Genomic DNA, 24,719 nt, shown 5'->3' with positions numbered 1-24,719 from the left:
GTTTACAAACCGACAAAGGGATGTTTTGGTTAAAATTTATGCGGCTTAAATCCTGTTTTTCCAACCAGACTAACGAGTCGGCTGCTGTAGCTGAATTAGCGAGCAAACTAGGGAAGGCTAATCCAAGTTTTATTATTTGCTATTACACGGAAGAATATTCCGCTTCAACTCTTTCTAAAGAACTATCTGACAAGTTTCACGACAGTGAAATACATGGCTGCAGTTCATTCAAAGGGGTAATGACAGATGAAGGGTTTCATGCTGGTCCAGTAATAGCAGTGTTAGCTTTTTTTGATGACTCCGTTTTAACGTCCTACGGATGTGCACTCAGGCAATTCCCAGCAGATCACTGTACCAGACACGATATAAAAACTTTAACAACGCAAGCGCTAAATGATGCAATAAAAAAAGCCGATAGGGACGGGGAACTCCCTGGTTTAGTCATTCTTCATTCGACATTTGGACACGAAGAAATCATTGTCGAAGCCATTGAAGAAAGGTTAGGGGGAAGTATAAAACTTATTGGAGGTTCAGCCGCAGACAATAAGATTGCGAAGAGATGGAGTATTATCAGTAACAATCAATATAGTCATTCAGGCGTATCCATCTCCGTATTTTATCCTTCCAGTCCTTCTTTGACAGCATTTAGCAGCGGTCATTATCCGACAGAGTTTAATGGAATAGCAACCAGGACCATAGGAAGAACATTAGTCGAAATTGACGGCAAACCGGCGAACCAAGTTTATGGTGATTGGGTCAGACAACATCTAAGTAAACTAGTGAACGATGAAGAATATCTAAAGGTCACCGCGCTATATCCACTGGGGAGGATTGCAGGGCAAGTTTTCGATTCTCCGTATTATAAATTATCTCATCCGCTTAGTGTGACTCCTGAAGGGGTACCTTTATTTACCAATATTGAGACGGGTGATCGTGTGCACTTAATGACAGGTGGTGAAGATCAACTCATTAAAAGAGCTGCGCTAGTCACTCAATCGGCAATAAATGCACATCCTACAGACATTGATCTTTTTGGCGGAGTTAATATATTTTGCGCGGGCTCAATGGGCATAATCATCAGTAAAATCGACAAGGTGCACCAGTCATTGCATCAGGTTTATGGAAGGCGACCGTTTATTTGTCCCTTTACCTATGGCGAGCAAGGGGGCTTCATTAATGGGGAAAACGCTCACGGCAATCTAATGCTTTCTTCTGTTATTTTTTACTCAAAAGAATCCGAACATGAATGATTTTTTAAATGAAGAGTTACAGGAAACGTTACTCGAACTAGAGAAAGCCCGTTCTCGAGAAAGAAAACTGGCAGAAGAAAGTGACGCAGTACTCTCGGCCATTACGGCTTTAGCTGACGCAAAGAACAGACACCAGATATTTGATGCGCTTTTGACTGTTCTTAAGAAATACATTCATTTTGATAACGCTCTTGTTCTGGCTAAGAGTGAACAAGATAGTAGTTACAATACTTTTCTATGTACCAACTCTTTATTTGAAAACACCACATGGAATGAAGACCCCAAATTTGCAAGAGCCATAAAAGGTGAATGCATAGTGTTATTCGACCCAGGCCAGGTTGAGTTTTTCAAACGACTCAACCCGATAGTAAAGAACACCATTCAGTCAGCATTAATTTGTGGTGTTGTTTCTGAAGTAAGTCAATCCGTCATTGTTTTGATCAGCAATACGAAAGGTCGGCTTAATACTGAATCTAAAGATACGTTAACCCGCTTAATGCCTCTTGTAGAAAGAGCTTTACACGACATAGATCAAAAGGAGAGGTTGCAACAGTTAGTTCAGGTTCGAACGAAGGAGTTGGCAAACAACAGGCAACGCTTTATAGACTTCGCTCAATCTGTTGGAGACTGGTTATGGGAAACCGACGCCTTTTTAAACGTCCATTATCAAACATCATCTCGTTCTTCTATCGTTAAAATTAACGATAACCTTCTGACTGGGCTAGAAAAAATATGCCACCCAGAAGGGCTGTCAAGAATCGAACAGGCCATTAGTCAAATCAAACCTTTTGAAGAAATCGAAGTAGAGTTGAACGGACAGCGCTTTATTAGTGTTAGTGGTAGACCTTACTTTAACGAGCAAGGTACCTATAAGGGATACCGAGGATCTGCCAAAGATATAACCGACAAGAAAGCCCGAATTATTGAGCTTGAAAGCGCAAAAGCAGAAGCACTAAAAGCGAGTAACGCTAAATCCGAGTTCCTTGCTGTCATGAGCCATGAGATCAGAACACCATTAAATACGATTCTTGGTTATCTCGATGTATTACAGAATGCAGAATTTCAGCCAAATCAATCCAGAATTCTAGAGCAGATGGAGTCATCTGCTGAGCTACTGAATGTTCTAATTAGTGATATTCTGGACTTATCCAAAATAGAGTCAGGCCATTTCTCTCTGAATTTTCAAGAAGCAAATCTACCGAGCATTGTTGCTAATAGTATTAACCATCATAGAGTTCATGCGGACTCAAAGGGTATCGCAATCAACATTGATATTGATAAAAACATACCCGAATTTATATTGATAGACCCCGTTAGGCTCACGCAAATATTGTTTAACCTGGTCGGTAACGCCGTCAAATTTACATGTAGCGGGTGTATCAATATTAATGTTTCAATCCTTGGCGTAAACAAGATAGAAATTAAAGTCTCCGACACCGGTATCGGTATTGCGGATAGCAAAATAGGGCTGCTATTTAATGCATTTGAACAGGCAGATAGCTCAATAACTCGAGAATACGGAGGAACAGGATTAGGGCTGACGATTACTAGGCACCTGGTTGAGTTAATGGGGGGAAGTATAACCGTCACTAGTAAGGTGAATCGTGGTAGCGAATTTAAAGTAGTTTTACCTATAACACCGGTAAAACAAAAAACATCAGAGACAGAGAAAGAATATATCAGTCAAAAAACAGAATTGAAGAAAATCCTTTTGGTGGAAGACAATAAAACCAACCAGAAGGTAATACAGATTTTGTTAGAAAAGCTCGGACATAACGTTGAGCTTGCCTGCAACGGCCTGGAAGCAACTAATATTATTAGCACCAGACCAGAGGAATTTGACCTTATTTTTATGGATCTTTCCATGCCGGTAATGGATGGCCTGAAGGCAACAGAGATCATCCGAGAACATGCTATCCAAACTCATATAATTGCGTTGACGGCACATGCTCTGGAAACAGACAAAGAGAAATGTTTGTCTGCGGGCATGAATGGCTTTCTCACCAAACCTATTCGTATGGATGAACTTAAAAAGATTCTCAATAAGTCACACTGATGAATTAAGCCCTTCGATATTTTGTTCTGATCAAGTTTCTATAATTATTATTTAACCAGTTGATAAATTGGGACTCTAGTAACTTTATATACAAATGAACTATGTAATTATCCGCGCAATGTTCTAGCAAGGAACCGATAAGCAGAATGGTGCTCCTTGCTTATTTAGATAAAACATCTGGCGGTAATCTTATGCAGTTTGGCTTTAAAAAAACTTTACTCTTATCTACCTCACTTTTAATAACACTTTCTGTAGGGCTAACAAACTACGTTTCATATATCAATGAACAGGCCATGTTAAAAGAAACCATTTCAGACTCCACCTCTAAACGAGCTACCTCTGAAAGTAGTAAAGTTCAGGCATTTATGTCTGGGATTGGCAATTCTGTACGTGGTATGGCTGATGATTACAGGAATAATCCCTACTTCCCAGGTGGCGATGTTGCGAGGTTAACTTCTTATAGTAAAGCCAGCGGGATTGATATCTTGACGGTTGGATATTCCGACAACCGCGCGTATACCAATGACTTGCTTGTTGAAGGCTGGGATCAAGGCGTAGCTCCGGAAAGTTATAAACCAGCAGAAAGTTTCTGGTTTAAAGACGCTCGCAACGCAGATGGTGTAATTTATACGGAAATTTATGTTGATACGACAACCAACACCACTATGGTTAGTGTCGCCGAGAAAATACCAAATGGTGCGTTGATTGCCGATATTACGTTAGACAGGTTAAATACTATTGTTGACTCTATTGATATAGAGGGGGCAAACGCTTTTATTCTGGATCAAAACACGTCTGTTCTTGCATCTAACCACCCAGAGATAGAAACAACAACCACTTTGTCTGATCAAAGGACTTTTCAAGAGTTAGCCAACCAGATCGTAAGCAACAAATCACTACAAACGGAATATACGCTTATAAGTGGAGAGAAGGCTCTTTTCGCACAAAAAATTACTATAGGTAATATTTCCTGGTATCTGGCTATTGAGTTGGACAAGTCTATAGCTTTTGCATCGCTGATTGATGCCAGAAACTTCGCAATCATATCGACTTTATTTGCTTTAGTTATCTCCATCGCTATCTATTCTCTGGTTCTTAACTATGTATACCGACCAATACCTGTATTGCGCGAAACCATAAAAGGACTTTCTGAAGGGCAGATAGACCTAACTCAAAGGTTGGATGTGAAGGGCAACGATGATCTAACCCAGATTTCTAAAGGGGTAAATCAGTTCATCATCAACTTCCAGGCCATGATGAAAGATATCCAACAAGCATCGAAGCAAATGCAAGAAAACGTGACCCAATTAAGTCAAAGATCAGCAGAAAACGCCGATTATTTGCAAAAGCATGTATGCGAGACTGAGCAAGTAGTTGCAGCGATTGACGAGTTAAATTCTGCTGCAGAATCAATGGCATCTGACATTAACTACACAGCGCAAATTACACAGCAGGCGAATGATACCAGCATTCAATCTCAGCAAAATGTTGAAAGTGCTCAATCTATCGTTGAGTCTTTAATATCCGAAGTTTCAACTTCGTCTGAAAATGTACAGTTAATGAATTCAGAGACAGAGAATATCAATAGCATTTTAAACGTCATTGGCGGCATTGCAGAGCAAACGAATCTACTCGCACTAAATGCAGCAATCGAAGCAGCCAGAGCAGGAGAACAAGGTCGTGGCTTTGCGGTAGTTGCCGATGAAGTGAGAAGTCTTGCCAGCAGAACCAAAGAAAGTACTTCTGAAGTAGAAAGTGTTCTTGCTAGCTTGATAAGCAAATCAAACAACGTTGTAGATTCAATGAATACCACAAAATCACGCTGCGAAGATACGGCAATTAACGCCAGCGAAGTAGCTGAAAGCCTAGTTACCATGAACAACTTTGTGGACAAGATAAATAGTCTAAGTAGCCAGATTGCGACCGCAGCAGAACAGCAAAGCAGTGTAACCAATGAAGTAAGCAGCAACATGGCTGCAATAGGCAATATTGTTACCAAAGTTGAAGCCAACGGCAAAGAAGCACTTGATGACGTAGAGGACATCAGAAAAATCAACCAGAGGCTAGTGAACATCGTCGGACGATTTACGATTTAACAGGCAACCAAAATGGAAGCATTAGCCAGCGAAAACTCGCTGGCTTTTTTGTACAACACGCGAGGGGAAGAGCAAAAGGTTGGTATTGCCAGATTGATAGTAATCTCTTATACACATTTAACATAATATACCTTATCATGAATAACCTTTCTTACTAAAAAGCCCCTAAAAACAGGGGCTTATTTAATGTTTTCAGATTCTTAAATTGAGAAGACTAGGACGCAATTATCTTCATGAGGGCTTCTTTGGCTTTCTCACTATGCTGTCTTTCTGCAAGGTTAGAGAGAATCACTAGATCTTCATCCAGTTTTAAAATTCTTGCCATCATTATGGCGGTTTCTTCGCTCATAGCTTTGCCATTTCGCCAGTAAGAGACAGCTTGAGGACTAACATTCAATAATTTTGCAGCTGCATAGTCACTAGGCACGTCCATCTCTTCTTTGAACGCTTCTAAAAGTTCAATTGTAGTAATCATAACTACCTCCTAAAACAAGCATAAAACAGCCTCTTGAATGTTTCACTACTTAAGATGCCTCTTGAATAGGCTTTTTGATCCTCTATTCTGATCGGGTGTTTGCTCTTTTGGTCGGACGCGACGCTGGAATATTGGACAGGTCTTTTTATCTCAGTGCCGGCTAAAAGGGCGCCCTATTTTACATAGGGAGGCACAGGGTCATAACACAAGGAATCTACTCATGAACAGCAACCCTCAAAAACGTGATATCTCTTCAAACATTCACACCATCAATATAGTTCATAGATCTGCTCATTATCTGAACAACATCCATCTTACGCATGAAATACGCAGAAAATGTGGAGGTTTAGCATGAGTGAGTCATTCATGGTTGCCATTTACGCAGCAAGTTACACCTCAGAAAGTAGAGGTAAAATCTTTGTCAGTACCGTAGATGATGGAATCATTGGTGAAGGTCTAACCATTCTCTATGTGAAAAATACCTTAGATGCAAAAGAGATCTGCGATGAAGTCCAGGACATTAATGGAATGGAGATAGGAAAGCTAAGCCAAGCAATCGCTGAAATAGAAGATAGATGCAGAATGGTAAGGTTAGGGGGTTAATCATGAGAATCTCAGAATTTTTAGACCAGCTTTGGGACTATGACGACGATACGTTTATTGTATTTAACGGTATTGATTTTGATTTTGATGTTTACCATTCGGATACCGAAGAGGGTGACAACATTAAAGAGCCGTTTGTTGTACGCATCTGGATAGACCCTTGCATGTTTAAGATGAAAACCCGTTGGAAGGTTTCTACTGTCAAAAATAGACTGCGAATGCTACCTGGTGATATGGACATATCAGCTAATAACGACCAGACGTTTACGCTGGAATACTTATCGAATGCTGATGGTGACTGTCTCAACATCAAGGTTAGAGATTGAGGTTGCCTGAGTGAAAGACCTAACGCCATATCAGCAAGAACTCGTCAAATATAACCACCACTGTGAACAGAAGTGGAAGAACGGCGGCGTTCCTTCACTTCCTGCTGGCCTGTCGGATGTATTTAGAGTGTTCATGAAACATGGCGCACGGTCTAACATCGAAATCATTAGCCGTTTGGAGCGTAACCACGAAATATCTACATTTTTGCGTGGGAGCCGTCGCAAGAACTTTGATGCTGTAGCTATGTGGATTGTGGCTAACGTTGAAAAGGTAAACGGAACCTTCGCTAAGCAAGGAACTCAGCAACAAATAGCAGAACGCCTGGGCATTTCTCAGCCTACTGTCTCACGTATCTTAGAGCTAATGTGCAAGATGCGTGTTATTAAGCCTATATTCCCCAATCAAGAAGATCCAAGTTCAGGTAGTGCAGCTGTCGTAGGTGATAAGGGGGAATCCCTCTTAATCAGGTCTATGAAGTAACTACAGAGTTTGCGTATCTGGCAGGGACAACTGCAGGTAATAAGATGGTCGAGGCTATGTACAATGCAGACAAGGAAGCAGAAGCTCAAACAGGCTGGACACTTAAAGAACGCCAGCTGATTATCAGAAATACCGTATGGGAAAGCACCATAGCAAGGCGTTTGAGAGAGATTTCAACTAGTTGCTTCAATAAGGTCATTCAAAAGGCTACAGACCGCTCAAGGGCTGTACAGCTCATTTATCAGCGTATCAAGAAACACGAACCGGAGCTATTAAGGCCTGAGAACGTGCTCATAATGGAAAAACTCGTTAATGCACGGCTCGTATCGTGCGGATTCACCGCCAACTAAACTACCTTATCTGCTTCCTGCAGAGGCTCGCTAATATCCCCACTTAAGAATGTTAATAATATGTTTCATTTTGCTGAAGCATTTACCATATCTATAACCAAATATTGCCGTAAATGATGAATTAATGTGGCTCATGAGCTCCCTATGGTTATTTGGATTTAATGTACTGAATACAGAGTATGAGTGTTTACTGCATTGAACGAGATATATAGTGAATCTAACGGGGTATTAGCTGCATAACCTTACAGGTAATAAAAACAGAGAATCTATACATATAAATAGCTTTTAAAAGAAATAAGAATGAAGCGTCGCTTCTTGCTCGCGAGCGAGCTGGCTCCTTTGGACTGTAAGTCCAGGTGCAGAGCTCTATACATTCTCTGTGTGGTAAGTTCGGGGTCGTTTATCGCTTCGCGATGGTCTAGCAGAAAGAAGGGGCGAATTTTTAGCTATGGTGAATCGTTAATCTAATTGGATTAACTACATAACCTATTTAGGTTATAATTCAGGAAAGGGTCATAAAAAGTTAGAGTAGAGTATGCAAGCAGTAAGTGGAAACAAATTAACGGATTTTACCAGTCCACTGGTAAGTCTGTTTGGTGCAGCCAACTTTCTGTCCAGAGGGGCAAAGAAAGATGAATCTGTACAACTTGTATCTGATGGTTTTAACCAAATGTTCAACGGTCTTTTAACATTATTAAAAGGTGCGGAGCAAATATTGGATCAGAAGATTGACCAGGTACTTACTGAAGAACGCTCTGTTCTGACTGATGACGATATCGAAGGTTTCGCGCAGTTCAAAGAGCTTCTTAACGTAATGCGCCCAATGATTCTTGAAGATGAAGCTGGTTTACCAGAGGATTTCCGCCGTTCTATCGCAAAAGTCGTAGAGCGTGGTGAGATGCTCGCAAACCTTGAGAGGCAGTTTCGCGAGCAACCATCTGCAGATGTCGTTCCAATTGATATCGCAGCACTTCAAAAAGAGAATCAAGAAATAAAAGAAGATATCGGGGGTTGGACCGAAGCATGAGCCCGAAGTTTTTCCTCTCTAACCATGTAGACTGGACTACGCCCGAAAACAAAAAACTTGTCGAACAATTTAAACTCTACAAATCCGAAGGTGTTGTTCCGGACTCTTTTGGTAAAGATGCGTCTTTAACTAGACCTAGAGATGCGCTATATGCGGGAATTCAACATATGCACATCGGCCATTTCAACAAGGTTAATAACCAGTTTCATCGTACGTCGGATGATTGGCTTATCTATGCCGAAGGCCTATTTTCTGACTCATATCTGCTAATTGAAGTTCTATCTCCAGATGCGCATGATCGTTCCGAAAACTTAGAGGTTATGAGCCGATACATCAAGCTGGGTAACGCCTTTAGGAATAAATATTGATAGGTCTCACACAAAAGCTCTGTACCAGGGCTTTTGTGTGACTCATCTTTGATACAAACCCATTCTCACTTCTAATTCATAGAGTAATCACTTTACGTTGGGTATATATTAACCTCCGACCTGTCCATATTCCGGCACCAGTAGCTAGGTGACAATATGGAAATATCAAGAAATGCACTCAGAGAAGTGTTTGATAACCCTCCTCAAGGCTTTGGCTCCTTACTCAGAGAAAGAAAGTTATCTGTTGTTCTGGGGTCACTGCCATTTTTTCAGAAAAACATTTTTAATCAGTTACTCCCACCAGAAACCCGAATCCTTGCCTTTGATTACCAGGACAAAATTGATGGTGATTTTATTGCTGTACATACCTTACAGGCGTTAAACCTTCTTATCGATCGCACCGGTGCCAATACACCCGCCAAAATAGCGTTTAAAGCCTGCTCCGAAACGGAGTTCAAAGAGTTTATGAATGCTGCAGTTAAATGGGGTAATTGCGTTGTTATCGCAGAGCCTACCAATCTATTCCCTGAAATGGAGTTACCATCATGCGCTTAGGAATCTTACTGGGGCTGGCCGTTTGGTCAGCTGCTTTCGCATTTGCGTATTCTGCAGTCGCATTGATGCAGGAACGCGGCCACGAAACTGCTCAAAGAGTTGATGAGCAGCTAGGAACGAAGCACTGCAGCTGCTATTGCATCGACGAACTCGGCCAAGTGGAGTTGATACCGGCTCAACGTATCAACGAGTAAACCTAATCTTGCTAACGATGTGAATCAGGGGCAAGGCTTACCTACGGCGTGAGACAGGAGGGAATATGGGAATTATTAACGTGCAACGTGTTTGCCGTTGTCACGATGAAGAGTGTTACCGGAATTTTTGGATATCTCGCAATGCCTGGTCTGAGCCGTTTAACGGTTTTTGTCCTTTTTGTGGTGCAGATGCGAGTGAATTGCATGACCAAAATGATTTCCGGTTTGAGCAACGGCATTACCGCCTGGAGGATGAAACCAAAGAAGAGTACGAGCGTAGAACCAAGCGCAATACAACTGTTTTTGGGGATGTAACGCCCTAAACCAATACACCAACGTCGTGAGACAGGGGACTTATCATGGAATTATCCGAACTAAAGCCACTCATCAAAGAGGCAAACGAACTGGAATCTGAGCTTGATAAACTGCAGGCGCTTTTTCACAACGTGAGCATGAAACAGCTGTTAAAGAAACTGACTAAGCTCACTATGGCCGGTAACGTTAATCCCGAAACGCTCGGGCTTCCTGCAGACATCATGGATAAGGTGTCCAGGTATCAGCGATTAAACCGCACTATTCGCAATGTGATGGATCAGATTATTGAGGGTCAGTCTGATGCAAAATAGCCACAAACCTATCCAGGGCTATGCGCCTTGTCAGCATTGCGGAAAACCATCTCCAGTTTATCTACCAAGAGGTGGTCCACGTAAAAACACGTTTTACTACGTTTGCCCTGAGCACAGCAACGAGCAAGGCATAGGCGTACATGATTACTGCAAAACCTACATGACCAGCACGTTAGAAGAGTTTGCAGAGAAGTACGATGCTGAGCAAGAAAGCCAGGCATTAAAGACTGAGCTGGAGAACAGCGGAGCACTAATAACCGAAGTCGAAACAGCTTCAACCGATGAAACCAGTAATGACGCGGTTAAAGAGGAGATAACAGAGGAAAATCTACTCATAGATAACGATACCGGCGAAGCGGTTGAAACGGCTTCCCAAACCGATAAGAAAGACGGCTCAAACCAGTCTGCAAGTGGTATTGTGTTGGTTGTTATCTTTGGGTTGCTGCTTATTTGCGGTGGCGGTTATGCCCTTTACCGCAAACTGAAAAAGCCGGTTGAAAGTGTTAACACTTCCAACACCCCCAAACACCCGCCAAACCGCAGCCAGCAAAGCCTGAAACCGAACAGCCTAAAGGGGTTTTACTATGAGTGGAACGCTGGATATGAAGGGGATAGACATCCCCAAATTCATTCAGGTTGATGAAGACTTGTTGAGCGAAGCGGATGAACTGGACGGCGTAAAGGCAGAGGGCAGTGATTCAGACACAAATTCCGGTGGTTCTCCTGGTTCTGCAGTGCCATCTATTTTTGATGAAGACGAAGAAGACCTGGCAGGTGAGCTCATTGTCGAAGGCATAGAGATCGCCTTTCAGTTCTTTGGACATGAAAAATACGAAATAAGCGAAGGCAAGAAAGCCATGCTGGAAGGCTCTTATGCCAAGCTCGCGTCGAAGTATGGCAAGAAAGTACCTGGTTCGTTGGGTCGCTTTAAAGAAGAAATGGTGGTGATCCTTTTAACGCTGATTGTCTGCATTGGTGGGGCTCAGCAGTGTAAAAAGCTCAGAGAAGTCGATGCACTGGAAAAACCGGAGGCCGACAATGGCAATCAATCCTGATGATTCAATTAATGCTCGTCACGTTCTCTATTGTGCCGGTACTGGCGGCGGTAAAACCACAGCGATGCACCAGGCCGACAAACTCGGGCTTATTCCGCTAAACGAAGATGTGATGATATTCGACACGTACTCAACGTTTACACGCCTAGGTAAGCGCAAAGTATACCAGGCAGCCGGTGCAAAAGAGTTTATCAGCAAAATGGCGAAACTCAGGGCGCAGCCAAAACCTTTTGTTATTTCCTATGTTGGAAGGCGCACTCTGAGAGATTTTGAGTTTTTTCAGAAGTTAGCCTGGCAGTTCGCCGATGGTAAGCGGCCTTTGCACATCATCAATGAAGAGTTAATCCGCTTTGTCACCACCATTTCGAAGGCCGAAGGCCAGCTGGCAGAAAACTACCAGGGCGGACGTAAGTTTGGCCTGGTTTGTCATTCTATCTTTCAGCGGGGGCAGGAAGTACCCAAAACCATATTGAGAGGTTCGCAGATCAAGTGGGTTGGTAAGCAAGACGATTTCGCGGATGCCGAATACTGGTCTAAGCGCATTGATATCGCCACGGATGACATAGCGGGTCTGGTTGATTTGGAGTACTACATCAAGCGCCAGGGAATCAATAATGTGGTGCGCGGTAAGCTGGAGCCTATTTTCAGTTGAAACCGCGTCCTGCTTGGTTTGAGCGTTAACACCTCGGTTAACGCTCAACCAGTATCTAAACCGATTGCCAACCGATTAACTAACCGCATTCCATTGGGTTTAAACCGATTGGCAACCGATTCAAAACGGCCATTTTAACCAGATTTGTGTTGGTTCAATCACACTTCTAACGCAAGTTTTACCTAATAGGTTAACCGTTGAAATAGTGCTTTTCAGCCCTTTTTAGTGGTGGTTTATTGATGGTGTTTAAGCAATCAACAGCAAGTTGAGCAAGCAACTATGGCAGCAAAAAAAGCAGCCTGATCACTAAAGCACAGATGACTACAGCAGGAATTGCATTCGTGGTTGTCGTTCTTACGATTTGGGCATTAAACAACAATTCTTTCGTCAAAGATAACGCGGCGAAAGTAGGGGTATCGGTGTAATCATGGCAACTCAAACTGCAGCGCAAATGCGCCGATTAACCGCCGTCGCTCTGGGTGTTCTACGTGAAGTGAAAGGTGCTTACGCTCCTCGTTTAGAGCAGTGTGATCCATTCAAATCCGTAGGCTATTTTAAAAAAATGTATCCTGAATTTGACGAAGCTCAGACCATTGCCGGTCTGGAGATTGTCACTAACGTTCCTCGTGAATGTATTCAACGTATTTGGTTTGAATACACCGATGGCAGTGAGTTCTCAGGTTTTTACCCTGAGTTCCTGGTCGCGTCAGATGCCTATGATGGCAAATGGAGCGAAGAAGCCGTTGTAGCAGCTGAGGAAATATCGGGACAAACCCGCATCTTCATTGATTTTGCCAAAGAAGAACACCGTACCACTGATGGTATCCGTCGTGGTGAGCTGGTTGTTCTACCAGGTGAAAAAATCCGCATGGTGGTATTAACCGCTGGCAAGGGTGAATTTTATCCAGAAACATTGGAAATGTACGCGAATAAGCGTGTATTACCGGCTCAACCGGATCGCTATTTCGTGCCTCGTATCTGGCATGGTGAAATCAGCCAGACCGTAGCCGGTGAACAAACTCACAACTTCCCGCTAAAAGGTGCTAACCATCGTATCTGGCGTATGTGGCTTAAAACGTCCAATCTGCAGTCATTTGAGATCCTTCGTGACCGTAAGAAAGTGACCTGGGGCTATATCGACGACATCAAGTCGAACCTCCGCCGTCAGTCAGGGAAACAAATGCCTGATGGTTGGGTGGTGATTGACTTTGTTAACCACGGCTTTGCCACCGAAGGCGCTTTCGTACCGGTCTGTCTGGAGTCATTGCAGATTAAGCTAAGAACTGCAGCTGCAGAAGAAATACCGGTGTACTTCGAGTACGTCACTCAAAACAAAGAAATTCCAACTGGGGAATAAGGGCGGCGAGGTATGGAAGACGTATCAACCAACGAAGTTGAAACAGCTGTTTCCTCCTGGGACAAAATCGGGGGTGGTTTGGTCAGGCAGGAATGAACGTCATTGACGGTTATTTCGAAGTGGAGAAGGTGAAAGCGGAAAACGTCGAGCCTACCAAAGTGACCAATACTGCAAATCCGGCTCAGAGTCAGGTTGAAGCGGTTCAATCCTCGCAGACGATTAAAGAACAGGACAAAACCAAGCTGTATGCCGGTGGTGCCCTGGTCTTTATCGCCCTGGTTCTGGTGTTGATGTTCGCAACGCGGAGTAAATCATGATTTGGTTTTTGGCTCCAGTGGCGAGTCTGATTGGTGCAGCCGGTGGCTGGTATGTCACAAAAGAAACCGTGACAGATGTACTGGAAGCCAATCAGCAAGATACGCCACTTGTGAACGTGGGGAGCCAGAGCAATATGCAGACCAGTAGTGTCTTATTGGTGGTCGGTGTGGTGGTTCTGGCTTGGTACTTTTTTATCCGCAAAGGTAAAAAATAATGAGTAATTATCCTATTGCTGCCAATGGTGGCTATACAGGGAATGACAACTCTGCTTCTGATGGCGCGGTCAATATGAAGAACACGCAAAATCAGGTCATAGTGGCAAGTGAGAATAAAGCTTACGCCGTACTGTTCATTCTCTTGTGTGTGGGCGTTTGGTTCTGGAGAAAAGCATGATTGGTGCAGCAGCTGGAATGCTTGGTGGTGGTTTAAATACTGGCGGCGGGGCAGTGATGCCAAGCTCCAGTGCCACAGCAACAAATGGTGATTTTGGTGCAGCTGGACCAAATATCCAGGGCATGACCATCAACTCAGGCACCCCAACCGAAGATAAGGCCATTTATGGCGCTGTCATTGTCTTCATTGTTATTGCAGTGGCAATGGTATGGAAAAAATAGAGCGCATTTTCTGGTCTGCAGCACTGGAACGTAAACTCAGCATGGCGTTTGATAACATTCCAGCGCTGCGAGCTTCGCTCCGTAGTGGAGCAGAGCTATACGAGATAGACGATGAGCTTCATTATCATGATTCGTCCCGAAATCATGGCGGATGGTCAGGGCTGGGAAATGGTCTGGATGATCTCCTATGGCAAGAATCTCAATAAACACATCCCCGCCATATTAAGACGAATCAAAGAGAAAGATTTTAAGGCTGTTCGCTATCACTGTGCAGACACAGAGCGAGCAGTGGCAAGACTGGTACAACGTCATGGCGCTAGCGCTGTAGAAACCGTTTACCGATTTGAGTTAGAGGGGTTGAACCCAAATGGGCAGTAAATCGAATTCCAATCAAAGTACCACGTACAACACAACGACCAGCTACGAGTATAACCAGCTCGATGGCGGGGCGATTGAAGCATCGTTTGACTTTGCTGAACATGCCACAGACCGAGTGTTCGATTATGCCGAACTCAATACTCGTGAAAGTTTCGACTTTGCTGAAACCTTAGCCGAAGGTGCATTCAGTGCCATTGATGATGCGTATTCAAGAGCGAATCAAGCAACCAGTAGCTCTATCAGTCAAATGAGTGATTTGGTCAAGTCAACGCAAACACAGGGCGCAACTGACCTGATAGCGGCGAATCAGAAGACTACGTTGTACATGATGGCAGGTATGGCCGTGATGATAATCATGATCGCAGTGATATCGAGAGGCCGAAAATGAAGTCATTTTTTAAAGCCAATCAGCGACGAACTAACATACCTGGCAGTGGTGATTTTATCTATGTGGCTACTGCTCCAGGACAAATCACCATCCGTGTTGAAACCCGAAAGGGGCTCATTGAGTACGAACTGGGCGAACGAGATCAGGTATTGCTACCTAAAGGACTCGCGTTCTCGGAATACTCCGTTATCAATACCAGCGGCATTGATGGCGATATCGACATCATCACCGGCTACGGACAATTTGTCCCAAGTGGTGACAACATGCGCGTTGTTATTAAGAACGCCGACGGTACGCCTTTAGATGTTTCCGCGGTATTCGACGGCGCTCAGCCTGTTTATCAGAACCTGGGCTCGGTGTTTGTCGTTAAAGAAGAAGGTAAAAGCCTGGCAGCGCTACCAACCATCACCATTGATGGTAGCGCGCAGAGCATCCCTGAAAACAGCAGTCGTAAATCAATCATGCTGCAGGCTGGTGAAAGCAACGTCGAAGCCATTGTCATTGCAGGGTTCTACAAACTGCAGCCAGGCGAAGCCAAAGAGATAGAAGCGATTAACGAGCTCACGGTTACTGGTCATAACAATGACACTTTACGCGTGGGTGAGTTCAGTTAACGGAGGCAATCATGAGGCCTTATCAAATTGCCCTGGTATCGGTGCTTATTCTCTATCTCATGAGCCGAAATAAAGTCGTTAACAATGCTTTAAATAGCGACAGTGTAACAAGTGCATTGGAGAGTATTATGAGTTGGGTATTATCCCCAAGAAGCGAATCACGCATGGTTGGTGTAAAGGACGAACTCAAACAAGTGGTTCGCCTGGCACTGAAATATTCCCCTTATGATTTTGGGATCACCTCTGGCATGCGCACTGCAGCGCAGCAATATCAGTTATTTGTCAGTGGTAAATCCAATTGTGATGGGACAAACATCATTAGCCGTCACCAAACCGGACACGCCATTGATTTTGTAGTCTATGACGAAAACGGACAAGTTACCTGGGATATGGCGTATTACAAAGCCGTATCGGATGCCTTTAAGCGAGCAGCGAAAGAGCTCGACATTCAAATAACCTGGGGTGGCGATTGGGCTACTCTTCAGGATGGGCCACATGTAGAGCTCAAACAAGGCGTGTACGCATGATCACTTTTCTAACCGCTATTGGCACCGGAATTCTCAACCTGGTTAGCGCTAGACAGGCTGAAAAAAGCCGTAAAGCTGAACGTAAAGACCGTGTGGAAGAGGCCAAAGCGACAGCGCAAATAAAGCGCATTGAATCCGGTGATAACAATGCGGCCAGGCTGGACGAAATCAGCATGAAGGATAGGGGATGGAAGGATGATTACCTTCTATTGCTGACAACCATTCCAGTGCTGTTAGCGTTTGTGCCCGATTGGGCGCCATACATTCAACAAGGCTTTGATGCTCTGGAGGCGAGCGTTCCTGAGTATTACTGGTACGCACTAGGCATGATTTACATAGATACGTTTGGATTTAGACGAATGCTAAGAGTGGCCTTTGAACACTGGTTAAGTAAACGATTTGGAGGCGCAAATGGAAGTGTTAATTGACTCATTGATATCACGAGGCATTTCCCTGGATACCATTATCCTGGCGCTTTTCATGTGGAAGAGTATTTCATACCAGGCGAAAGTGAATCAGGCAGTGCTTGAGCGTTTAATTATCCTGGAAACTAAAGAGGAAATGAGTAATGGCCAAGAACCAGGACACCACAAATTACGCGTTAACTGACGCGGATTATTCACAGATTTCACAAGGTGAGTCGCAAGGCTCACTACGTCACATTAAAGGTGGTGCCATTTTATTGATAAAGGCAGCTGCCAAACCCGCCGTTGATGCTCCTTTCATGAGTATATTCAGACCAGGACAAGAAACGCCTTATTTTGGTTATAGCGACACTGTTCTCCTATGGGGTAAAGCTGTTTCTGGTAATGCAGAACTAACGGCCAGCGGAGCAGAGTAATATGCCAGTCGTTCGTCGAACCTTTGAAAGCATGATCCTGTTTTTTCAGAAGCTGTTTAGATGGGTGCTGTATTTTGATGGGAATACGCATATCAAATTCAAACCCATTACGTTATCAGGCGCTAATGGGTATTTCATTGAGTTTAAGTACAAAGGCACATCTATCGATTATCGTAGCGTGTTGATTAACTCCGCTACAGGCAAACGAATATGTCGCTTTAATCTAGGGGGGACATTTCGCTTTTACTCTCCGGATGAAGCATCAACCGTCACCGGTTCGATATCGGTAACGGATGATAAAGAGCATGTTATACGCCTTGAAGTATACAATGGAAGCGCCACGCTATTAATTGATGGTCAACTCGATCAACAGACCGCGAATGCGTCATGGAGTGAAGACCATGTGATTGACAGTAGTGCGCCAGCGGGACTAGCAGGTTACTTATACGACATTAACTTAAATGATGAGTATGAGTACATTATCGATGAAGGGGAAGGCGTAATTGCTTACAATTCCTTAGAGCCTGAGCTTCCGGAGCTCATTGACCTAAATAATTTAAATGCTCAGGTTCCGGCAGGGATGCAAGTGGTGCACATTGAAAACGGGATTGCGGTAGAGGTTGTGGACGAATCGGTTTGCCAGGCGTATCCGTCAGTGAAAGTTCCGGGTCTAACTTTAGCCGAGACTCACTTAGGTAAGGTGACTATCACAAGTAAAACTGATGGAATCAAAGGGTTCTACTCGGTTGGGCAAGTCACAGACACAAGCCAACGCCTAATTGGTGAAACAGTTGTCGATAAACCTGTCTACCTAGAAAAAGTAGTGTTTGATGCGGAAAGTACAGATATAAACTTCTACATCGACACGCCGACACCAACCAATGGAGATCGAATTGAGTTCACTCACATCAGCGCTAAACGGAGCACAGCTGGAAACATCGAAAACTCTCAATCTGGAAGCTGGCAAGAGGTGCAGCTATGAAAAACCTCTATTATAAATTCGTGAGCGCCCAGAACTACCTTGAGAGCTACCAGGAACGCTACCCACATGCACCGGCTAACCAGGATAAAACCGAATATTTAATTTGTGGGGAAGGGATGCTGAACGAAGACCAGATGAACGATTACAAGAAAAACAATGCCGGTTGGCAACCACAAGAAGAAACACCACTATAAAGCCCCGTTCTGGGGCTTTTACTTAGCTATCCACGCCTAAACTTATACAGACGCTTCTTATTGCGCATTATTAGCGCGTAACTGTCATTACTTGAAATCATCTTCGGAATATTGAGCTCACGCGCTGTAAACTCGCGGCCTGACGGCGTTATGAGCTTATCACCAACCACACGAAACCCAGACCAGGGCGAACTGGTAGGAAGATAACCACGATGCCGGATCATAAGCAGCCTGGCTTGCGCTACAGGCCATTTATTGATCGCTTTGTATCGATATAACGTTGGAACAGACACACCCAGGTAATCGGCTGCAGCTTCCATAGAATCGAACTCATAGAGCAGTATTTCGCTTAAATGTTCATTCAAATAGCCACACTGGTAGAGTTCGTCCCGCATTTTGATGCGTTGTAGTAGTTTTTTCATTGTGATCTACCTCTAAGAATCACGAATTTAGTTCAAAAAAATACAATTTTTTTGAGATTGATGATTTTGAGCGATACACACCACAAATGGTGCGAAAACGCCAAAATCAAGAGGTAGTAGAAAACGACTACTAAAATAATGAAAGATTTGAAGGGGATAGAAGGCTCTCGTTGATAATGAAATCAATAGAACCATATTTAACATAATATACCTAATACGCAGTAAGCATGTAGCGGCAAAGTTGTAATGTCTGGTTTGAGTAACCTTAAGAACATGTCCTAACAATAAAGGCAGCTTTCGCTGCCTTTATTGGTTTTGTTATTTAACTCTAAGCCTTTTTCTTTCCGAAACTCTTAAAACCCTGATGTGGGAATACGTTTCTTATGCGCTGCTGTATTTTGTTTGGTATTTCTTTCGAGAACTTAAGCTTCGCGCCGGAACGTGTCATGTAGACTTTCACCACACCGTCAAATGGTGTTCTGTGGCCAATTTCTTTGCAGTTGTGGCCAAAAGCATGAGGTAAATTTCCCTTATGGCCAACCAATGCTCCGTCTTTAAACGTCATTTTTAATACAGGCCTATCGACAGCAACCAACCAAATAACGACAACTGCGCCGATTAAAATTACGTACATCATAATATTTCTCCCTGACTAACTTGATAGCAGCTTGCTCAAATCTTCCTTTAAACTGCTTACAGTCTGATTAGCTTTTTCACTCTTAGAAGCTTCTGAAAGCAGATACTCAATAGCATCGGATAACGTACAATCCAGCTCATTCGCTCTGATAGAAAGCTTTTCCCAGACTCGGTAGTCCAGGTCGATAGATTTTTTCTTGGTATGCACTTGTTCGGCATTAAAGTGACGCTTCCGCTTTGCGCGAATGGCTTGTTTGAGCTTCTTATCCAACTCTTCGGACATGTGGTTCTCAATCCACTCAAGCACCTGAGTCGGTTCATGTTCGATTTGTTTTAAATGCTCTACGGCTTGAGAGTCTTCGCTGGTATCGATATATCTGGTAATGGTTTCTCCATCTCGCCACTTCTTCATGAGATATTGCCATTTCCAGCCACATTCAAGGTTTTCAAGTTGTTGATATTTCATCACAGATAGTCCATTAGCTCGCCTGGTGACAGCGTAACCCAAAACTAACATAAAGGACAGCACAAATATCAGCGATATGTCTCAAATTTATTATGTAGAGCTATGCTTTTTATATATAATCGCACTCTTTATCTGAACCCTAGCTAATTATGAACCAAGAAGACTGGCGCTCTGTCGTTCCTCAGTTTGCAGAATACAAAAACTCTATCGATCGTTTTGAAGAGTTAGATCCCCTATCCTTTATCGATTTACAACCAAGATTACGTTCTGCACTTGTTCGCTTTGAAGCACTACACAACTGGACAAAAGTACTTCTGGTTAACTCTCCCGATAACGCAATATATAGAAACGCTGTTATTGATGCATTGCACAGCGGGCACATTATTCCACCTGAAATCCCTGTAGTTAAAGCTGAAACGCTAGAGATCGAATCCATTCTTGGCCAATATAAAGTGCGTGATGGCGAAGTGGTGTCTACAACTCCTGGTTTGCTTAACAAGGCTAATGGTGGATATTTGGTTGTTTCAGCGAATTTGATTATGGCCAACCCATCTTCCTGGATGGTTCTTAAATCAGCGCTACTCGGTGAAGCCGTATCGCCTGTTAACGTAGATCCAAAACATATCGCACTGGAGCAACCTGCTCATCAGGTTGACGTAAAACTGATTGTTATCGGTGATCGTGAGCAAATGAGTGAACTGGATTATTTTGATTCAGATATTCAGTCGGGTTTTTGTATATTTAGTGAAATCGAGTTGGATCTAAAAATCGATACCAACGATATCGAGCGCTACTTAGGTTACGTAAAGTGGCTGTGTTCCAGTTTTAATCTACCGACGTTGTCCGAAGATGGCCTTCACCGGTTAATGACTGCAGGAGCACGCGAAACGGAAGAACAAAATTACATGCCGTTATCGTTGCAGTGGCATAACTCTATTCTTTCGGAAGCCGCATTAGAGTCAGAAAACCAGACTATTAACAGCGATCATATCGAAGCCGCTTTAGACAACAAATACTACCGCGAATCGTACCTTCCCCTTCGTGCCCTGGATGATATCTTTGATGGACAGGTAATCATTGAAACCGAAGGTGAGCAAGTTGGTCAGGTAAATGGCCTGACCGTTATTGATGTTCCCGGGCATCCGGTCTCTTATGGCGAACCTGCTCGAATCTCTTGTGTTATCCACTTTGGTGACGGTGATATCTCAGATGTAGAGAGAAAGGCTGAGCTTGGCGGAAACTTACATGCTAAAGGCATGATGATAATGCAGGCGTTTGTGAGTAGTGCCCTGAACCTGGATGAACCTCTACCCTATTCTGCCTCCATTGTATTTGAGCAATCGTACAGCGAGGTTGATGGAGATAGCGCATCGTTAGCGGAACTTTGCTCACTGGTCAGTGCTCTTTCCGAATGCCCAATTAATCAGCAAATTGCTGTTACTGGCGCTGTCGACCAGTTTGGTCGCGTTCAGGCTGTGGGTGGATTAAACGAAAAAATCGAAGGTTTTTATCATGTGTGTGAACATCAGGGCTTTACTGGTAACCAGGGTGTCATCATACCGAAATCAAACTTAAAGAATTTATCATTAAATAAAGAAGTTATAGAAAGCATTAAGGATAATGTGTTCCATATATGGTCTGTAGAAACCGTTGATGAAGCGGTCGAACTGATCACTGGAAAGGCACTACGTGGCGATAGTGAAGATACGATTCTGAACCGAATTTCAGAAAGAATCGATCACTTTGCTAATGGTGAGGTGAATGAAGGCTGGATTCAAAGAGTTAGAAGCTGGCTTTCATTTAACTGATCGGAGTTGTCTAGCTTACACCTGTTCACTAAGATGCACCTACTTACAATTGGAGTAATAAAATAATGCAAAACAGACGCAGTTCTTATAATCGTGAAGACCTTCTCGCATCTAGCCGTGGTGAACTATTTGGTCCTGGCTATCCACAGCTTCCAGCGCCTAACATGCTTATGATGGATCGTATTAATCTAATGAGCAAAACTGAAGGTGCATTCGGTAAAGGATATATTGAAGCCGAATTAGATATTACTCCAGATCTATGGTTCTTTGATTGCCACTTTCCAGGTGACCCTGTAATGCCTGGTTGTCTTGGCCTTGACGCAATGTGGCAACTTGTTGGTTTCTTCCTTGGCTGGATTGGTGGTGAAGGTAAAGGCCGTGCTCTTGGTGTAGGCGAAGTGAAGTTTACCGGTCAAATTCTTCCAACAGCGAAGAAAGTGACCTACCAAATAGATATGAAGCGTGTCGTTAACCGTAAGCTCGTAATGGGTTTAGCGGATGGTCGCGTACTAGTTGACGGCAAAGAGATCTACTCAGCAAAAGACTTAAAAGTAGGCCTTTTCCAGGACACGTCTTCGTTCTAAAGACTAATGATTTTACGAAGCGGCCTATCGAGGCTGCTTTTTTGTTAAGCATATATTTAGTTATAGTGCGCTAATGTATAAATATTTGACCCCTTTACGGGGTCATTCCTCATTAGTAGATTGTAGTATGGGGTTATTTATAGAGACCAGTGGCTTTATCATCTCTGGCTTCGCGCCATCCACCTAACCAAAACGACCTCGAATCAGATTGCTGATATGGACAATCATCCATAGATCTTCCATTTAAACCAGCTTTGTACCCCTGAGATTGAGCTCGTTCCAGGCGATCACGCTTCTGTCTCTTCATAGTGCAGTTCCTCATACATATGTGTTTCCTAACGTACTACTACGATACCGATATAGCCCTGTTAAGTTAGCTCGTATCGATATGACTTCCATATGGAGTTTTTGTTACTCCACGATTAAGAATGAGCGATCTGAAAATTGATCTCAAGCTTAAAAAAAAACAGGCTCACAATATGTGAGCCTGTTCCCTAATATGATGAAAAGTTATTTTCTTCGTCTAAAACCTAATAAACCAAGTAACGCGATAGACATTAAGCCAATACCGCCACCACTTCGACTTACGCTAGAACCATCATCAGATGCTCGTGCTGAAATATCGGCAGACGTAGCACCAGCAATCGGTACCAGTTTTACTGCAACAACAGTTTCTGTTTCGGTGCCACCACCACAGTAAGAGAAGTGAGCTGTGCTGTCGTAACCTGATGCACATTTAAGCGCTGTCGCTGAAATAACACCTGCGTCGTTAATTCCAGTCGCACTTACAACACGATATTTATTGTTATTGGTGTTGTACGTGCCACCGTTCGTCAGGTCATCAAGCCACCATGCACGGTTACTAAATACAGAACGACGGCTACTTTCTGAACCCGTTGCATCATATGGGTAGATATAGCCACGACGTTTACGAATCTTACCGTTTACTTCACGGTGGGTTTCCGCATCCACTTCACCAACGATTTCGTTATAGCTGTTGATAGCGTTGACTTCACCACCGGCACCAGAGAAGAAAATACTCTCCGACATATCATTGAAATACGAAGCAGTTGGGGTGTCTACATTTGCATCCGCTACAAACATCTTGTTAGCTGCCGCTCCATTTTCTGGAGTATCACCACGTAGTTTTGCTTCACCTACTACTATCAAGTTTTTGTTGATTGCTTTAGCTGTAGAATTGCTATATGTGTAGTCACCATTGATAGATACAGTTGCATTAGAGATACGTGTTGATGTCCAGGCATTCTGACCAACAGCAAACGTTGCAGTATTAGTATCCGTTGGACGGAAAACAGCCGCCTGCATCAGCATATTGTTACCATCACGATCGGTATTAAAGCCTGCCAATACAGGTAAAGTATCGTAGCTACTACCGCTTCGATCAGCTATAACCGCAGCTCGTACACTCGCCTGAGCGGTAGCTTCACTATAATTATCTACAGTCGGTTCGTTCCAGCTAGCTACAGAAAACTTGCTAGCAACTGCTAGTGGGCTGGTACCAAGTTCCCAGGCGAAAGCTCGAGTGGCAAATGCGAAGTTTTGACAGTTAGCTGATAATGCAGGATCTGCCTCACTAGTACAGGTACTTACGCTTCTGCCCCCATAGTTCTTATCACCATCGCCATAATTAAATGTAGCAACAGATGAACTACCAACTACGTAAGTTTTTGAATCGTAGGTAAATGAGTCGAACGCCATAGTACGACCCATTTGGTTAACTAGTTTCTGCTCAGCTGTATCGCTTGCCCAGGTCAAGCTAGTGTCAGGCTCCGGCTCAAGAACCAAGGTATCAGTACCATTGTTGAAGAAACCACGATGACGATATAATTGAACATAGTTTCCGGTATTGTAATAACCACTACTAGTGTTACCAATAAGGTTACCATCAGAATCAATTGTATTAACCACCTGGTCGATCGTACCGCTAACAGGAGTAGAAATACTGCTTGGCGCGCTTGAGCCTGCATCTGGTGTAAAACTAAAAGTAGAACCGTTTAAAAAAGCACTGTGATTCGACTTATAAGAGTTTAAATAAAATGCCTCTCGTTCGTTACGTAAACCACCAATGCCCGAATTTGTATCGCCATACCAATTTCGATTAGCCCAGCCTTCACACGTTGAATATTTCAACTGGTTATAACAGTATGACTCAAGATCGCCTAGATCCTGATAGTAAAAATGGTTGTCGATACCAAATGGTACTTCTTTCTTAAATGAAATACCTTCAGAGGCTTTTAATGTATCTCCCGCCAAATCGTACGCAGAACCAGTCCCACAGCTAGAACTAAAGCAGTTCGTCGAACCAGATGAAGCTTCAATAGCAGAAGCATGATATTCAGTACTCGTCGATGAAGGACTAACTTCCACAACTTGATAAAGGGCTGCATTAGCATTCGTGGCAGCAAGTACAACCGTTGCTACGGCAGACAATTTAAACGTTTTACTACTTTTCACT

Annotated in this window: 37 protein-coding genes; 31 read left to right on the top strand and 6 right to left on the bottom strand. The window is 43.4% G+C overall.

All coding sequences use genetic code 11. The features are described 5' to 3' along the window. Nucleotides 1–38 precede the first annotated feature (38 nt). The 3 genes from P7F88_RS19445 to P7F88_RS19435 all read left to right on the top strand — a co-directional run bounded on the left by P7F88_RS19445 (nucleotide 39) and on the right by P7F88_RS19435 (nucleotide 5,402). The gene (locus P7F88_RS19445) at nucleotides 39–1,250 is read left to right on the top strand and encodes an FIST signal transduction protein (RefSeq protein ID WP_277827461.1); all 1,212 of its coding nucleotides are present in this window, start codon (nucleotides 39–41) and stop codon (nucleotides 1,248–1,250) included. Next, entirely contained in the window at nucleotides 1,243–3,306 is a 2,064-nt protein-coding gene (locus P7F88_RS19440) for a response regulator (RefSeq protein ID WP_277827459.1), read from the top strand. The genes P7F88_RS19445 and P7F88_RS19440 overlap by 8 nt, the downstream gene beginning before the upstream one ends. 293 nt (nucleotides 3,307–3,599) lie before the next feature. Continuing rightward, nucleotides 3,600–5,402, top strand: a complete 1,803-nt coding sequence (locus P7F88_RS19435) for a methyl-accepting chemotaxis protein (protein WP_277827457.1) — start codon at nucleotides 3,600–3,602, stop codon at nucleotides 5,400–5,402. A gap of 214 nt (nucleotides 5,403–5,616) precedes the next feature. Here P7F88_RS19435 and P7F88_RS19430 read toward each other — a convergent pair whose 3' ends face one another. Then, entirely contained in the window at nucleotides 5,617–5,877 is a 261-nt protein-coding gene (locus tag P7F88_RS19430) for a helix-turn-helix domain-containing protein (RefSeq protein WP_277827455.1), read from the bottom strand. A 351-nt stretch (nucleotides 5,878–6,228) separates the two neighbouring features. On the opposite strand from P7F88_RS19430, the gene P7F88_RS19425 reads away from it, so the two are divergent. The 26 genes from P7F88_RS19425 to P7F88_RS19300 all read left to right on the top strand — a co-directional run bounded on the left by P7F88_RS19425 (nucleotide 6,229) and on the right by P7F88_RS19300 (nucleotide 18,327). Next, the gene (locus tag P7F88_RS19425; RefSeq protein WP_277827454.1) at nucleotides 6,229–6,480 is read left to right on the top strand and encodes a hypothetical protein; all 252 of its coding nucleotides are present in this window, start codon (nucleotides 6,229–6,231) and stop codon (nucleotides 6,478–6,480) included. Nucleotides 6,481–6,482: 2 nt separating this feature from the next. Further along, complete coding sequence (locus P7F88_RS19420; RefSeq protein WP_277827452.1) at nucleotides 6,483–6,806, top strand: hypothetical protein; 324 nt, start codon at nucleotides 6,483–6,485, stop codon at nucleotides 6,804–6,806. Between the two features lie 10 nt (nucleotides 6,807–6,816). Then, nucleotides 6,817–7,287: a winged helix-turn-helix transcriptional regulator gene (locus tag P7F88_RS19415; protein ID WP_277827450.1), complete on the top strand. Its 471-nt coding sequence runs from the start codon at nucleotides 6,817–6,819 to the stop codon at nucleotides 7,285–7,287. Nucleotides 7,288–7,331: 44 nt separating this feature from the next. Then, nucleotides 7,332–7,637, top strand: a complete 306-nt coding sequence (locus tag P7F88_RS19410) for a hypothetical protein (RefSeq protein ID WP_277827448.1) — start codon at nucleotides 7,332–7,334, stop codon at nucleotides 7,635–7,637. Nucleotides 7,638–8,172: 535 nt separating this feature from the next. Then, nucleotides 8,173–8,664 (top strand): hypothetical protein, encoded by a 492-nt coding sequence (locus P7F88_RS19405; protein WP_277827446.1) that lies wholly within the window; start codon nucleotides 8,173–8,175, stop codon nucleotides 8,662–8,664. Beyond that, nucleotides 8,661–9,032, top strand: a complete 372-nt coding sequence (locus P7F88_RS19400; RefSeq protein WP_277827444.1) for a type II toxin-antitoxin system YafO family toxin — start codon at nucleotides 8,661–8,663, stop codon at nucleotides 9,030–9,032. The genes P7F88_RS19405 and P7F88_RS19400 overlap by 4 nt, the downstream gene beginning before the upstream one ends. Nucleotides 9,033–9,188: 156 nt before the next feature. Next, nucleotides 9,189–9,587 (top strand): hypothetical protein, encoded by a 399-nt coding sequence (locus tag P7F88_RS19395; protein WP_277827442.1) that lies wholly within the window; start codon nucleotides 9,189–9,191, stop codon nucleotides 9,585–9,587. Between the two features lie 259 nt (nucleotides 9,588–9,846). Continuing rightward, nucleotides 9,847–10,104: a hypothetical protein gene (locus tag P7F88_RS19390; RefSeq protein ID WP_277827440.1), complete on the top strand. Its 258-nt coding sequence runs from the start codon at nucleotides 9,847–9,849 to the stop codon at nucleotides 10,102–10,104. 36 nt (nucleotides 10,105–10,140) lie between these two features. After that, nucleotides 10,141–10,407 carry a hypothetical protein gene (locus P7F88_RS19385; protein ID WP_277827438.1) on the top strand — a complete coding sequence of 89 codons (267 nt, stop codon included), beginning with the start codon at nucleotides 10,141–10,143 and terminating at the stop codon, nucleotides 10,405–10,407. Continuing rightward, nucleotides 10,397–11,047 (top strand): hypothetical protein, encoded by a 651-nt coding sequence (locus tag P7F88_RS19380; protein WP_277827436.1) that lies wholly within the window; start codon nucleotides 10,397–10,399, stop codon nucleotides 11,045–11,047. Before P7F88_RS19385 ends, P7F88_RS19380 begins: the two co-directional genes overlap by 11 nt. Further along, the gene (locus tag P7F88_RS19375; RefSeq protein WP_277827434.1) at nucleotides 10,992–11,462 is read left to right on the top strand and encodes a hypothetical protein; all 471 of its coding nucleotides are present in this window, start codon (nucleotides 10,992–10,994) and stop codon (nucleotides 11,460–11,462) included. Before P7F88_RS19380 ends, P7F88_RS19375 begins: the two co-directional genes overlap by 56 nt. Next, nucleotides 11,446–12,114, top strand: a complete 669-nt coding sequence (locus P7F88_RS19370; protein WP_277827432.1) for a hypothetical protein — start codon at nucleotides 11,446–11,448, stop codon at nucleotides 12,112–12,114. The genes P7F88_RS19375 and P7F88_RS19370 overlap by 17 nt, the downstream gene beginning before the upstream one ends. Before the next feature lie 427 nt (nucleotides 12,115–12,541). Continuing rightward, the gene (locus P7F88_RS19365; RefSeq protein WP_277827430.1) at nucleotides 12,542–13,471 is read left to right on the top strand and encodes a hypothetical protein; all 930 of its coding nucleotides are present in this window, start codon (nucleotides 12,542–12,544) and stop codon (nucleotides 13,469–13,471) included. A gap of 92 nt (nucleotides 13,472–13,563) precedes the next feature. Further along, nucleotides 13,564–13,788: a hypothetical protein gene (locus tag P7F88_RS19360; RefSeq protein WP_277827428.1), complete on the top strand. Its 225-nt coding sequence runs from the start codon at nucleotides 13,564–13,566 to the stop codon at nucleotides 13,786–13,788. After that, nucleotides 13,785–14,003, top strand: coding sequence for a hypothetical protein (locus tag P7F88_RS19355; RefSeq protein ID WP_277827426.1), 219 nt, complete (start codon nucleotides 13,785–13,787; stop codon nucleotides 14,001–14,003). Before P7F88_RS19360 ends, P7F88_RS19355 begins: the two co-directional genes overlap by 4 nt. Then, nucleotides 14,003–14,182 carry a hypothetical protein gene (locus P7F88_RS19350; RefSeq protein WP_277827424.1) on the top strand — a complete coding sequence of 60 codons (180 nt, stop codon included), beginning with the start codon at nucleotides 14,003–14,005 and terminating at the stop codon, nucleotides 14,180–14,182. Before P7F88_RS19355 ends, P7F88_RS19350 begins: the two co-directional genes overlap by 1 nt. Then, nucleotides 14,179–14,403, top strand: coding sequence for a hypothetical protein (locus P7F88_RS19345; RefSeq protein WP_277827422.1), 225 nt, complete (start codon nucleotides 14,179–14,181; stop codon nucleotides 14,401–14,403). The genes P7F88_RS19350 and P7F88_RS19345 overlap by 4 nt, the downstream gene beginning before the upstream one ends. 111 nt (nucleotides 14,404–14,514) lie before the next feature. Next, nucleotides 14,515–14,781, top strand: a complete 267-nt coding sequence (locus tag P7F88_RS19340) for a hypothetical protein (RefSeq protein WP_277827420.1) — start codon at nucleotides 14,515–14,517, stop codon at nucleotides 14,779–14,781. Then, on the top strand, nucleotides 14,771–15,169 hold the full coding sequence (locus tag P7F88_RS19335; protein ID WP_277827418.1) for a hypothetical protein: 399 nt from the start codon (nucleotides 14,771–14,773) through the stop codon (nucleotides 15,167–15,169). The genes P7F88_RS19340 and P7F88_RS19335 overlap by 11 nt, the downstream gene beginning before the upstream one ends. Next, the gene (locus tag P7F88_RS19330) at nucleotides 15,166–15,783 is read left to right on the top strand and encodes a hypothetical protein (protein WP_277827416.1); all 618 of its coding nucleotides are present in this window, start codon (nucleotides 15,166–15,168) and stop codon (nucleotides 15,781–15,783) included. The genes P7F88_RS19335 and P7F88_RS19330 overlap by 4 nt, the downstream gene beginning before the upstream one ends. Nucleotides 15,784–15,842: 59 nt before the next feature. Continuing rightward, nucleotides 15,843–16,310 (top strand): M15 family metallopeptidase, encoded by a 468-nt coding sequence (locus tag P7F88_RS19325; RefSeq protein ID WP_422128571.1) that lies wholly within the window; start codon nucleotides 15,843–15,845, stop codon nucleotides 16,308–16,310. After that, a complete protein-coding gene (locus P7F88_RS19320) occupies nucleotides 16,307–16,738 on the top strand; it encodes a hypothetical protein (RefSeq protein ID WP_277827414.1) in 432 nt (143 codons plus the stop codon). The genes P7F88_RS19325 and P7F88_RS19320 overlap by 4 nt, the downstream gene beginning before the upstream one ends. After that, nucleotides 16,722–16,919 (top strand): hypothetical protein, encoded by a 198-nt coding sequence (locus tag P7F88_RS19315; RefSeq protein WP_277827412.1) that lies wholly within the window; start codon nucleotides 16,722–16,724, stop codon nucleotides 16,917–16,919. Before P7F88_RS19320 ends, P7F88_RS19315 begins: the two co-directional genes overlap by 17 nt. After that, nucleotides 16,879–17,151, top strand: a complete 273-nt coding sequence (locus P7F88_RS19310) for a hypothetical protein (protein WP_277827410.1) — start codon at nucleotides 16,879–16,881, stop codon at nucleotides 17,149–17,151. Before P7F88_RS19315 ends, P7F88_RS19310 begins: the two co-directional genes overlap by 41 nt. A gap of 1 nt (nucleotide 17,152) precedes the next feature. Further along, nucleotides 17,153–18,133, top strand: coding sequence for a LamG domain-containing protein (locus P7F88_RS19305; RefSeq protein WP_277827408.1), 981 nt, complete (start codon nucleotides 17,153–17,155; stop codon nucleotides 18,131–18,133). Then, a complete protein-coding gene (locus tag P7F88_RS19300) occupies nucleotides 18,130–18,327 on the top strand; it encodes a hypothetical protein (protein ID WP_277827405.1) in 198 nt (65 codons plus the stop codon). Before P7F88_RS19305 ends, P7F88_RS19300 begins: the two co-directional genes overlap by 4 nt. 26 nt (nucleotides 18,328–18,353) lie before the next feature. On the opposite strand, the gene P7F88_RS19295 is transcribed toward P7F88_RS19300, so the two are convergent. The 3 genes from P7F88_RS19295 to matP form a co-directional block, all read right to left on the bottom strand. Then, a complete protein-coding gene (locus P7F88_RS19295; protein WP_277827403.1) occupies nucleotides 18,354–18,749 on the bottom strand; it encodes a DUF3653 domain-containing protein in 396 nt (131 codons plus the stop codon). Nucleotides 18,750–19,077: 328 nt separating this feature from the next. Continuing rightward, nucleotides 19,078–19,386 (bottom strand): DUF3634 family protein, encoded by a 309-nt coding sequence (locus tag P7F88_RS19290; RefSeq protein WP_277827401.1) that lies wholly within the window; start codon nucleotides 19,384–19,386, stop codon nucleotides 19,078–19,080. 15 nt (nucleotides 19,387–19,401) lie between these two features. After that, nucleotides 19,402–19,851: a macrodomain Ter protein MatP gene (gene matP, locus P7F88_RS19285; protein WP_277827400.1), complete on the bottom strand. Its 450-nt coding sequence runs from the start codon at nucleotides 19,849–19,851 to the stop codon at nucleotides 19,402–19,404. A gap of 149 nt (nucleotides 19,852–20,000) precedes the next feature. Between matP and P7F88_RS19280 the strand changes: the two genes are divergently transcribed. Continuing rightward, nucleotides 20,001–21,659, top strand: a complete 1,659-nt coding sequence (locus P7F88_RS19280) for a Lon protease family protein (protein ID WP_277827398.1) — start codon at nucleotides 20,001–20,003, stop codon at nucleotides 21,657–21,659. Between the two features lie 65 nt (nucleotides 21,660–21,724). After that, nucleotides 21,725–22,243, top strand: coding sequence for a bifunctional 3-hydroxydecanoyl-ACP dehydratase/trans-2-decenoyl-ACP isomerase (fabA, locus tag P7F88_RS19275; RefSeq protein ID WP_277827396.1), 519 nt, complete (start codon nucleotides 21,725–21,727; stop codon nucleotides 22,241–22,243). Between the two features lie 133 nt (nucleotides 22,244–22,376). Here fabA and rmf read toward each other — a convergent pair whose 3' ends face one another. Both rmf and P7F88_RS19265 read right to left on the bottom strand, forming a co-directional pair. Beyond that, nucleotides 22,377–22,550, bottom strand: a complete 174-nt coding sequence (gene rmf, locus P7F88_RS19270; RefSeq protein WP_277827394.1) for a ribosome modulation factor — start codon at nucleotides 22,548–22,550, stop codon at nucleotides 22,377–22,379. A gap of 203 nt (nucleotides 22,551–22,753) precedes the next feature. Continuing rightward, complete coding sequence (locus P7F88_RS19265; RefSeq protein ID WP_277827392.1) at nucleotides 22,754–24,718, bottom strand: DUF3466 family protein; 1,965 nt, start codon at nucleotides 24,716–24,718, stop codon at nucleotides 22,754–22,756. Nucleotide 24,719: the final 1 nt, after the last annotated feature.

This window comes from Vibrio hannami (genome assembly GCF_029589055.1).
GTDB classification, from domain to species: Bacteria; Pseudomonadota; Gammaproteobacteria; order Enterobacterales; family Vibrionaceae; genus Vibrio; species Vibrio hannami.
The sequence above is the reverse complement of the archived record's forward strand: the minus strand, read 5'-3'. Positions and strand labels throughout refer to the sequence as shown.

Coding starts and splice junctions, on each gene's coding strand:
- P7F88_RS19330 (WP_277827416.1), top strand. CDS start 15,166: ATGAAGTCATTTTTTAAAGCCAATCAGCGACGAACTAACATACCTGGC.
- P7F88_RS19425 (WP_277827454.1), top strand. CDS start 6,229: ATGAGTGAGTCATTCATGGTTGCCATTTACGCAGCAAGTTACACCTCA.
- P7F88_RS19350 (WP_277827424.1), top strand. CDS start 14,003: ATGAGTAATTATCCTATTGCTGCCAATGGTGGCTATACAGGGAATGAC.
- P7F88_RS19385 (WP_277827438.1), top strand. CDS start 10,141: ATGGAATTATCCGAACTAAAGCCACTCATCAAAGAGGCAAACGAACTG.
- P7F88_RS19315 (WP_277827412.1), top strand. CDS start 16,722: ATGGAAGTGTTAATTGACTCATTGATATCACGAGGCATTTCCCTGGAT.
- P7F88_RS19295 (WP_277827403.1), bottom strand. CDS start 18,749: ATGAAAAAACTACTACAACGCATCAAAATGCGGGACGAACTCTACCAG.
- P7F88_RS19370 (WP_277827432.1), top strand. CDS start 11,446: ATGGCAATCAATCCTGATGATTCAATTAATGCTCGTCACGTTCTCTAT.
- P7F88_RS19445 (WP_277827461.1), top strand. CDS start 39: ATGCGGCTTAAATCCTGTTTTTCCAACCAGACTAACGAGTCGGCTGCT.
- P7F88_RS19345 (WP_277827422.1), top strand. CDS start 14,179: ATGATTGGTGCAGCAGCTGGAATGCTTGGTGGTGGTTTAAATACTGGC.
- P7F88_RS19340 (WP_277827420.1), top strand. CDS start 14,515: ATGAGCTTCATTATCATGATTCGTCCCGAAATCATGGCGGATGGTCAG.
- P7F88_RS19430 (WP_277827455.1), bottom strand. CDS start 5,877: ATGATTACTACAATTGAACTTTTAGAAGCGTTCAAAGAAGAGATGGAC.
- P7F88_RS19310 (WP_277827410.1), top strand. CDS start 16,879: ATGGCCAAGAACCAGGACACCACAAATTACGCGTTAACTGACGCGGAT.
- P7F88_RS19435 (WP_277827457.1), top strand. CDS start 3,600: ATGTTAAAAGAAACCATTTCAGACTCCACCTCTAAACGAGCTACCTCT.
- P7F88_RS19405 (WP_277827446.1), top strand. CDS start 8,173: ATGCAAGCAGTAAGTGGAAACAAATTAACGGATTTTACCAGTCCACTG.
- P7F88_RS19325 (WP_422128571.1), top strand. CDS start 15,843: ATGAGCCGAAATAAAGTCGTTAACAATGCTTTAAATAGCGACAGTGTA.
- P7F88_RS19300 (WP_277827405.1), top strand. CDS start 18,130: ATGAAAAACCTCTATTATAAATTCGTGAGCGCCCAGAACTACCTTGAG.
- P7F88_RS19360 (WP_277827428.1), top strand. CDS start 13,564: ATGAACGTCATTGACGGTTATTTCGAAGTGGAGAAGGTGAAAGCGGAA.
- rmf (WP_277827394.1), bottom strand. CDS start 22,550: ATGAAGAGACAGAAGCGTGATCGCCTGGAACGAGCTCAATCTCAGGGG.
- fabA (WP_277827396.1), top strand. CDS start 21,725: ATGCAAAACAGACGCAGTTCTTATAATCGTGAAGACCTTCTCGCATCT.
- P7F88_RS19410 (WP_277827448.1), top strand. CDS start 7,332: ATGGTCGAGGCTATGTACAATGCAGACAAGGAAGCAGAAGCTCAAACA.
- P7F88_RS19320 (WP_277827414.1), top strand. CDS start 16,307: ATGATCACTTTTCTAACCGCTATTGGCACCGGAATTCTCAACCTGGTT.
- P7F88_RS19365 (WP_277827430.1), top strand. CDS start 12,542: ATGGCAACTCAAACTGCAGCGCAAATGCGCCGATTAACCGCCGTCGCT.
- matP (WP_277827400.1), bottom strand. CDS start 19,851: ATGAAATATCAACAACTTGAAAACCTTGAATGTGGCTGGAAATGGCAA.
- P7F88_RS19375 (WP_277827434.1), top strand. CDS start 10,992: ATGAGTGGAACGCTGGATATGAAGGGGATAGACATCCCCAAATTCATT.
- P7F88_RS19390 (WP_277827440.1), top strand. CDS start 9,847: ATGGGAATTATTAACGTGCAACGTGTTTGCCGTTGTCACGATGAAGAG.
- P7F88_RS19380 (WP_277827436.1), top strand. CDS start 10,397: ATGCAAAATAGCCACAAACCTATCCAGGGCTATGCGCCTTGTCAGCAT.
- P7F88_RS19355 (WP_277827426.1), top strand. CDS start 13,785: ATGATTTGGTTTTTGGCTCCAGTGGCGAGTCTGATTGGTGCAGCCGGT.
- P7F88_RS19400 (WP_277827444.1), top strand. CDS start 8,661: ATGAGCCCGAAGTTTTTCCTCTCTAACCATGTAGACTGGACTACGCCC.
- P7F88_RS19440 (WP_277827459.1), top strand. CDS start 1,243: ATGAATGATTTTTTAAATGAAGAGTTACAGGAAACGTTACTCGAACTA.
- P7F88_RS19280 (WP_277827398.1), top strand. CDS start 20,001: ATGAACCAAGAAGACTGGCGCTCTGTCGTTCCTCAGTTTGCAGAATAC.
- P7F88_RS19420 (WP_277827452.1), top strand. CDS start 6,483: ATGAGAATCTCAGAATTTTTAGACCAGCTTTGGGACTATGACGACGAT.
- P7F88_RS19290 (WP_277827401.1), bottom strand. CDS start 19,386: ATGATGTACGTAATTTTAATCGGCGCAGTTGTCGTTATTTGGTTGGTT.
- P7F88_RS19305 (WP_277827408.1), top strand. CDS start 17,153: ATGCCAGTCGTTCGTCGAACCTTTGAAAGCATGATCCTGTTTTTTCAG.
- P7F88_RS19395 (WP_277827442.1), top strand. CDS start 9,189: ATGGAAATATCAAGAAATGCACTCAGAGAAGTGTTTGATAACCCTCCT.
- P7F88_RS19335 (WP_277827418.1), top strand. CDS start 14,771: ATGGGCAGTAAATCGAATTCCAATCAAAGTACCACGTACAACACAACG.